Source organism: Rhizobacter sp. P2_H2, from assembly GCF_056403375.1.
Genome location: NZ_JBFUFP010000182.1, coordinates 1 through 7,417, shown reverse-complemented (window position 1 = coordinate 7,417; position 7,417 = coordinate 1). Strand labels below are relative to the sequence as shown.

Here is a 7,417-nt window from a genome sequence, read left to right as displayed (position 1 = left end):
GAACTGGTCGCGATGATCCAGACGCAGCGCGCCTACGAGCTGAACTCGAAGGCGATCACCACCTCCGACCAGATGCTGCAGAAGCTCAGCCAACTCTGAACATCGCCATGAAACGACTCGCTCTTCTGGCCGCGCCGGCCCTGCTCGCCGGCTGCAGCACGCTCTATCCGCTGCCCAAGGTCGACGTGGCCGAGCCGACGCGCGCGCGGCCCGAGGCGATCGCGGCCCCGTCGGTGAACAACGGCTCGATCTTCCAGTCGGGCCAGTACCGGCCGCTGTTCGAGGACTACCGCGCCCGGCTCGTCGGCGACACGCTGACGGTGCAGATCGTGGAAAAAGTCTCGGCCAGCCAGAAGAGCACCAGCACCATCGACAAGAGCGGCTCGGTCGCCGCCGGCGTCAGCGCGCTGCCGCTGGTGAACCCGAATGCGCTGCTGCGCTCCAGCGCGGCCGGCAATTCGGCGAACACCTTCGCCGGCAAGGGCAGCACCGAGAACACCAACGACTTCTCCGGCATCATCACCGCGACCGTGACGGAAGTCCTGTCCAACGGSCACCTGGTGGTGGCCGGCGAGAAGCAGATCGGCGTGAACCAGAACGTCGACGTGCTGCGTTTCTCGGGCCAGGTCGACCCGCGGGCGATCCAGCCGGGCAACAGCGTCGCGTCGGCGCAGATCGCCAACGTGCGCATCGAGCACCGCGGCCGTGGCGCCCAGGCCGATGCGAATGGAATAGGCTGGCTCGGGCGGTTCTTTTTGAACGTTCTGCCCATTTAAGTTTCCGCAGAATCGGTTTCATCCTTTGAGGATGAAGCCGCCATGCAAACCACCACTGAAAAACTCCTGCGACTGCTGATCAGCCTGACGGTCGTCGCGGCCAGCGCGGCGCTGTGGTGGCCGCTGTCCTCGCAGGCAGCCCGCATCAAGGAAGTCGCCGCCGTCCAGGGCGTGCGTGCCAACCAGCTGGTCGGCTACGGGCTGGTCGTCGGCCTCGACGGCACCGGCGACCAGACCACCTCCACCCCCTTCACGCAGCAGAGCCTGAACGCGCTGCTGCAGCAGATGGGCGTCACCGTGCCGCCGGGCACCACGATGCAGGTCAAGAACGTCGCCGCGGTGATGGTGACGGCGCAGCTGCCGGCCTTCGCGCAGCCGGGCCAGACGATCGACATCAACGTCTCGTCGATGGGCAACGCCAAGTCGCTGCGCGGCGGCACGCTGATCGCGACGCCGCTGAAGGGCGCCGACGGCCAGATCTACGCGCTCGCGCAGGGCAACCTGATCGTCGGCGGTGCCGGCGCCTCGGCGGCCGGCTCCAAGGTGCAGATCAACCACCTGAGCGCCGGCCGCGTGCCCGAGGGCGCGACGGTCGAACGCGCGGTGGCCACGCCGCTGAACCAGGGCGAGTTCCTGCAGCTGGACCTGAACGCCAGCGATTTCAGCACCGCGCGCGAAGTGGCGCGCACGATCAACGCGAAGATGGGCGCCGACACCGCGCACGCGATCGACGGCCGCGTCGTGCGCGTGCGCATGCCGGCCTCGCCGGACGCCCGGGTGGGCTTCCTGGCCGACATCGAGAACCTGCCGGTGGAGCTGGCCGCGCCGTCCGCCAAGGTGGTGATCAACGCGCGCACCGGCTCGGTCGTGATGAACCAGACCGTCACGCTCAGCGCCTGCGCGGTCGCGCACGGCAACCTGTCGGTGACGATCAGCACGACGCCGGTGATCAGCCAGCCGTCGCCGCTGTCCAGCGGCGGCACGACGGTCGCGAAGGAAAAGGCCGACATCACGATCAAGCAGGAGGCCGGCGCGCTGATCCAGCTGCCGGCGAGCGCGAAGCTGGCCGACGTGGTGAAGGCGCTGAGCGCGCTCGGCGCGACGCCGATGGACCTGCTGGCGATCCTGCAGGCGATGAAGAGCGCCGGTGCCCTCAATGCAGAACTCGAGGTGATCTGATGGCGATCAACCTGCCTCTTTCCGGCCTGCAGGGCCAGCGCCTGGCGAGCGACACCCAGGGCGTCGACGGGCTGCGCCATGCGGCCTCGAAGGACCCGAAGGCCGCGATCCAGGAGACAGCGAAGCAGTTCGAAGGCATCTTCATGCAGCAGCTGATGAAGAGCATGCGGCAGGCGACGCTGAGCTCGGGGATGCTCGAGAACTCCGGCACGCAGATGGGCACCGAGCTGCTGGACACGCAGTTCGCGCAATCGCTGAGCGGCCGCCCGGGCGGGCTGTCGGAGATGATCGCCAAGCACCTGGAGCGCCAGCTCGGCGAGCCGCTGGCCAACATGGCGAAGGACAGCGCGTCGGCGCAGACCGTGGCGGCCACCGGCCGCAGCGGCACCGCGCCGCTGCCGACCTCGCTGCAGGGCAAGGAGCGCCAGATGGGGTTCCTGAAGCTGCACGACGGCGCCGCGAAGGCGGCCGAGGCCGAGACCGGCATCCCGGCGACCTTCATGGTCGCGCAGGCGGCGCACGAATCCGGCTGGGGCCGGCACGAGATCAGGAACGCCGACGGCAGCAGCTCGTTCAACCTGTTCGGCATCAAGGCCGGCAAGGACTGGAGCGGCCCGACGACGACCGTCACGACCACCGAGGTCGTCAACGGCCAGTCGCGCAAGGTGCAGGCCAAGTTCCGCGCCTACGGCAGCTACGAGGAATCGTTCAAGGACTACGCGAAGCTGATGAAGGACAACCCGCGCTACGCGAAGGTGGTGTCGGCGGGCAGTTCGGCCCAGGGCTTCGCGAACGGGCTGCAGCGCGCGGGGTACGCGACCGACCCCGAGTACGCGAAGAAGCTGACCAACATGATCAACACGACGCTGCGCCTGCAGCGCGCCACCGCGTGAGCGAAGGACAAGACGCATGAGTTCTTCCGCACTACTGGGCATCGGCACGCGGGCGATGTTCGCCAACTACGCGGCGCTGCAGGCCACCGGCAACAACATCGCGAATGCCAACACCGAGGGCTATTCGCGCCAGCAGGTGGTGCTGGAGACCGCGAAGGGCCAGTTCACCGGCGCCGGCTTCTTCGGCAAGGGCGTCAACGTGGCCTCGGTCACGCGCTCGTACAACAGCTTCCTGACGACGCAGGCCTCGGCCACCAAGGCCACCGCCGCCGGCGACGCCGCGCGCGCCGAGCAGCTCAAGCAGGTCGAGGCGGTGTTCGGCACCGGCAAGTCGGGCGTCGGCTACTCGGCCGGCGCGCTGCTGAACGCGTTCGTCGACGTCGCGAACCAGCCCGCCGATTCATCGGCACGCCAGGTGGTGATCGCCCGCGCGAAGGAGCTGGCCGACAAGTTCGCCGCGGCCGGCGACCAGCTGCAGAGCCTGCAGACCGGCATCACGCAGGACATCAAGAGCTCGGTCGACACCGTCAACAACCTGGCCCAGCAGGTGGGCAAGCTGAACGAGCAGATCCAGGCGCTGAACGGCACCGGCCAGCCGCCGAACGACCTGCTCGACAAGCGCGACAACCTGATCAGCCAGATCAGCGGCTACATCGGCGTGACGACGATCAAGGCCGACAACGGCAGCGTCGGCGTGTTCGTCGGCGGCGGCCAGGCGCTGGTGCTGGGCGCCAACGCGAACAAGCTGACGACGGTGGCCGACACGTATGACCCGTCGAAGGTGCAGCTCGGCATCAGCGTCGGCAGCGGGCTGTCGTCGATGATTCCGCAGGAGGCGCTGTCCGACGGTTCGATCTCCGGCATGCTGCGCTTCCAGAACGACGACCTGGTCGATGCGCGCAACCTGCTCGGCCAGATGTCCGCGGCGATCAGCGGCGCGGTCAACCAGCAGCAGTCGCTCGGCCTCGACATGGGCCGGCCGGCCRGCCCCGGATCGCCGCTGTACTCGGTGGGCGCGCCGCGCTCGCTGCCGGCCGCGAGCAATGCGGGCGACGCGGCCTTCGGCGTCACGCTGACCGACACCACGCAGGTGCAGGCGAGCGACTACGAGCTGCAGTTCGACGGCACCAACTACTCGCTGACGCGGCTGTCGGACAACACGGCCGCGGTCGGCAGCCCGTTCAGCGCCGCGCAGATGGCGGCCGGCGTCACGGTCGACGGCATGACGATCCAGATGACGGCCGGCACCTCGGTGGCCGGCGATCGCACGCTGCTGCAGCCGGTGGGCAACGCGGCCAAGGACATGCGCGCGGTGCTGAGCGACCCGAACGGCATCGCCGCGGCCTCGCCGGTGACCGCGACCTTCACGGCGACCAACAAGGGCACGGCGACGCTCGGCTCGCTGGCCGCGGTGAGCACCGCGCTGGACCGCACGCTGACGGCGAACGTCAGCTTCACGTCCGACACCGGCGACTACAGCTGGGAGCTGCTCGACTCGACCGGCGCGCAGGTCTCCACCGGCACCGGCACCTGGACGGCCGGCTCGCCGATCGCGCTGAACGGCTTCGAGCTGAATCTCAATGGGGTGCCGAAGAGCGGCGACACGCTGTCGGTGAAGCCGACCACGTCGACCGAGGCGAACAACGGCAATGCGCTGGCCTTCGTCGGCATCGGCACGAAGAACATCGTCGGCGGCAGCACGGCGGCCAATGGCTCGGTGACGCCGGGCAGGACCATCACCGACGCGTACGCGAGTGCGCTGTCCGACATCGGCGTGCGCGTGCAGAGCGCGCAGACGGCGGCGAGCATCTCCGACTCTGCCGCGGCGCAGGCCGAATCGGCGCGCGCCAACAAGGCCGGCGTGAACCTCGACGAAGAGGCCGCCAAGCTGATCCAGTACCAGCAGAGCTACCAGGCCGCAGCCAAGATGCTGCAGGTCGCCCAGCAAGTGTTCGACACCCTGCTGCAGACCGCGGCAGGCTGACCCGGGATCCCGACATCATGCGCATCAGCACCGCCAACTCGTACGACGCTTCGCTCGGCCAACTGGTCAAGCGCCAGGAAGACCTGAGCGCCGCGCAGGAGCAGCTCACCACCGGCAAGCGCGTGAACCGTGCGAGCGACGACCCGGCCGCGGCCGCGCGCGCCGAGCGGGCGCTCGCGGCCGAGAATCGTGCCGTCGCCGGCCAGCGCGCGGTCGATGCCAGCAAGAACGCGATGACGCTGACCGAAAGCGCGCTCGGCGACGCGACCGAGCTGCTGCAGCAGGTGCGCGAGACGATGATCGCGGCCGGCAACGCGACCTACACCGACGCCGAGCGCAAGGGCCTGGCCGACAAGATCGGCGAGCTGCGCAAGCAGCTGGTGGCGGTGGCGAACCGGGCCGACGGCGCCGGCACCTACCTGTTCGGCGGGCAGGGCAGCGGCCAGGCGCCGTTCCTCGACGCGGCCGGCGGCGTCGTCTACCGCGGCGGCACCGGCGAGACCGCGGTGGCCTCCACCGAATCGCTGCCGATCACCACCAACGGCGAACAGATCTGGATGCAATCGCGCTCCGGCAACGGTGTGTTCGACACCAACGCCGTCACCGCGACCGGCACCGCGTGGATCGACAGCGGCCACGTCACCAACCCGTCGGCGCTGACCGGTTCGACCTACAGCATCCAGTTCAGCGTCGCCGCCGGCGTCACCACCTATTCGATCCTGCAGGACGGCGCGCCGACCGCGCAGGTCGGCATGCCGTTCAAGCCGGGCCAGGCGATCGAGATCGACGGCATGTCGGCCACCATCGCCGGCAGCCCGGCCGACCTCGACGAGTTCACGCTGACGCCGTCGACCAGCAGCCAGACCGTCTTCGACACGCTCGACAAGGCGATCGCCGACCTGAAGACGCCGCTGCGCAGCGGCACGCAGATCGCGCAGTCGAATGCGGACAACCTGGCCAACCTCGACCAGGTGATGGCCACCCTCTCGGGCGCGCGCACCCGGGTCGGCGAGACGCTGAACCGCATCGACGGCGTCACCGGCCGGCTCGACTCGCTGAAGCTGTCGAGCAAGACCGCACGCTCGGACGCCGAAGACCTGGACATGACGAGCGCAATTTCGGACTTCGCGAACCAGCAGACCGGGTACGATGCCTCGCTCAAGGCGTACACCATGGTGCAGAAGCTGTCGCTGTTCAACTACCTGAACGGCTGATGCCTCGCCGCCATCGCCTGCCTACTTTCCCTGGAGATTTCGCGTGACTGACAACGCCACACTCGGGCAGGTCGCCCTCGGCTATTCGCCGTTCATCGACCGCAGCCGCGCCGTGACGGCCACCCGCCTGACCATCTACCCGCTGCGCCCCGAGCTGAAACCCGATGTCGCCCAGCTGCTGCATGCGGTGGGCGGCGTGTGGCCGGCCGACGGCGGCCGCGCCTCGCTGAACATCGTCAGCGAGAGCCTGCTGCAGGACCTGATGGGCGCGAGCCCGTCGGCCAACCTGATGATCGAGATCCCGGCCTTCATGGCCTGCGACGAGGCCAACGTCGAGTCGCTGCAGGCGCTGCACCGCGCCGGCAACACGCTGCTGCTCAAGGGCCGGCCGATGAAGGAGCTGCCGCGCGAGCTGCTGCCGTGCTTCAAGTTCTCGCTGATCGACCTGGCCGACGACCGCCGTGTCAATGAATCCGGCAACGTGGCGCCGGCCGGCGTCACGCGCAACATCGCGCACGTGCAGTCGGGCGTGCGCACGCTGGCCGACATGGAAGGCAGCTTCTCGCGCGGCGCGGCCGCGGTGCTGGGTTGGCCGATCGACGACGCCATCAAGGAGGCGCAGACCAAGGGCAAGTCGGCGGTGCAGATCGACCTGCAGGTGATCGTCGAGCTGATCCAGCGCGTGGACGCGCAGGACCCGATCGAGAAGCTCGAGAACACGCTGAAGCGCGACCCGTCGCTCGCGTTCAAGCTGATGCGCTACATCAACTCGCCGGCCTTCGGCTTGCGCGTCGAGATCAGCTCGTTCCGCCACGCGATCATGATGCTCGGCTACCAGCGCCTGAAGCGCTGGCTGGCGCTGCTGCTGGCCACGGCCGGCAAGGACGCCAACATGAAGCCGGTGATGTTCGCGGCGGTGCGCCGCGGGCTGCTGATGGAAGAGCTGGTGCGCTCGTCGGGCGACGAGGAGATGCGCAACGAGATGTTCATCTGCGGGGTGTTCTCGCTGCTCGACCGCATGTTCAAGCAGCCGTTCGCCGACCTGATGAAGACGATCCCGGTGCCCGAGCGCGTCTACCAGGCGCTGGTCGATGGCTCCGGCCCGTACCAGCCGTACTTCGACCTGGTGCAGGCGGTGGAGCATGAGTCGCTGTACGACTTCCGCACCGCGGCCGACACGCTGATGCTGAGCGTGAGCGAGATCAACCGGGCCGTGCTGGGCGCGCTGACCTCGGCCTCCCAGATCGAGTGATCTCCCGAGGGCGCGGCACCGGTGGGTACACTGCCGGCTGCTGCGTGATCCCTCCCCGATGTTCGATCCCCAGGCCTTGCGCCAACTCCTCGACGTGCTGTCCGACGCCGTGCTGGTGC

General features: G+C 68.8%; 7 protein-coding genes. All 7 read left to right on the top strand.

The window, feature by feature from the left end; all coding sequences use genetic code 11:
* On the top strand, nucleotides 1-99 hold a 99-nt coding region (locus AC1D15_RS12475), incomplete at its 5' end, for a flagellar basal body rod C-terminal domain-containing protein (RefSeq protein ID WP_477826215.1).
* 8 nt (nucleotides 100-107) lie between these two features.
* On the top strand, nucleotides 108-776 hold the full coding sequence (locus AC1D15_RS12470) for a flagellar basal body L-ring protein FlgH (protein ID WP_047500531.1): 669 nt from the start codon (nucleotides 108-110) through the stop codon (nucleotides 774-776).
* Between the two features lie 42 nt (nucleotides 777-818).
* Nucleotides 819-1,955, top strand: a complete 1,137-nt coding sequence (locus tag AC1D15_RS12465) for a flagellar basal body P-ring protein FlgI (RefSeq protein WP_047500533.1) — start codon at nucleotides 819-821, stop codon at nucleotides 1,953-1,955.
* Nucleotides 1,955-2,848, top strand: a complete 894-nt coding sequence (flgJ, locus tag AC1D15_RS12460) for a flagellar assembly peptidoglycan hydrolase FlgJ (protein WP_465111061.1) — start codon at nucleotides 1,955-1,957, stop codon at nucleotides 2,846-2,848. The genes AC1D15_RS12465 and flgJ overlap by 1 nt, the downstream gene beginning before the upstream one ends.
* 16 nt (nucleotides 2,849-2,864) lie before the next feature.
* Nucleotides 2,865-4,832, top strand: coding sequence for a flagellar hook-associated protein FlgK (gene flgK, locus AC1D15_RS12455; RefSeq protein WP_477826214.1), 1,968 nt, complete (start codon nucleotides 2,865-2,867; stop codon nucleotides 4,830-4,832).
* A gap of 17 nt (nucleotides 4,833-4,849) precedes the next feature.
* Entirely contained in the window at nucleotides 4,850-6,046 is a 1,197-nt protein-coding gene (flgL, locus tag AC1D15_RS12450; RefSeq protein WP_465111063.1) for a flagellar hook-associated protein FlgL, read from the top strand.
* A 43-nt stretch (nucleotides 6,047-6,089) separates the two neighbouring features.
* On the top strand, nucleotides 6,090-7,298 hold the full coding sequence (locus AC1D15_RS12445) for an EAL and HDOD domain-containing protein (RefSeq protein WP_047500543.1): 1,209 nt from the start codon (nucleotides 6,090-6,092) through the stop codon (nucleotides 7,296-7,298).
* Nucleotides 7,299-7,417 lie beyond the last annotated feature (119 nt).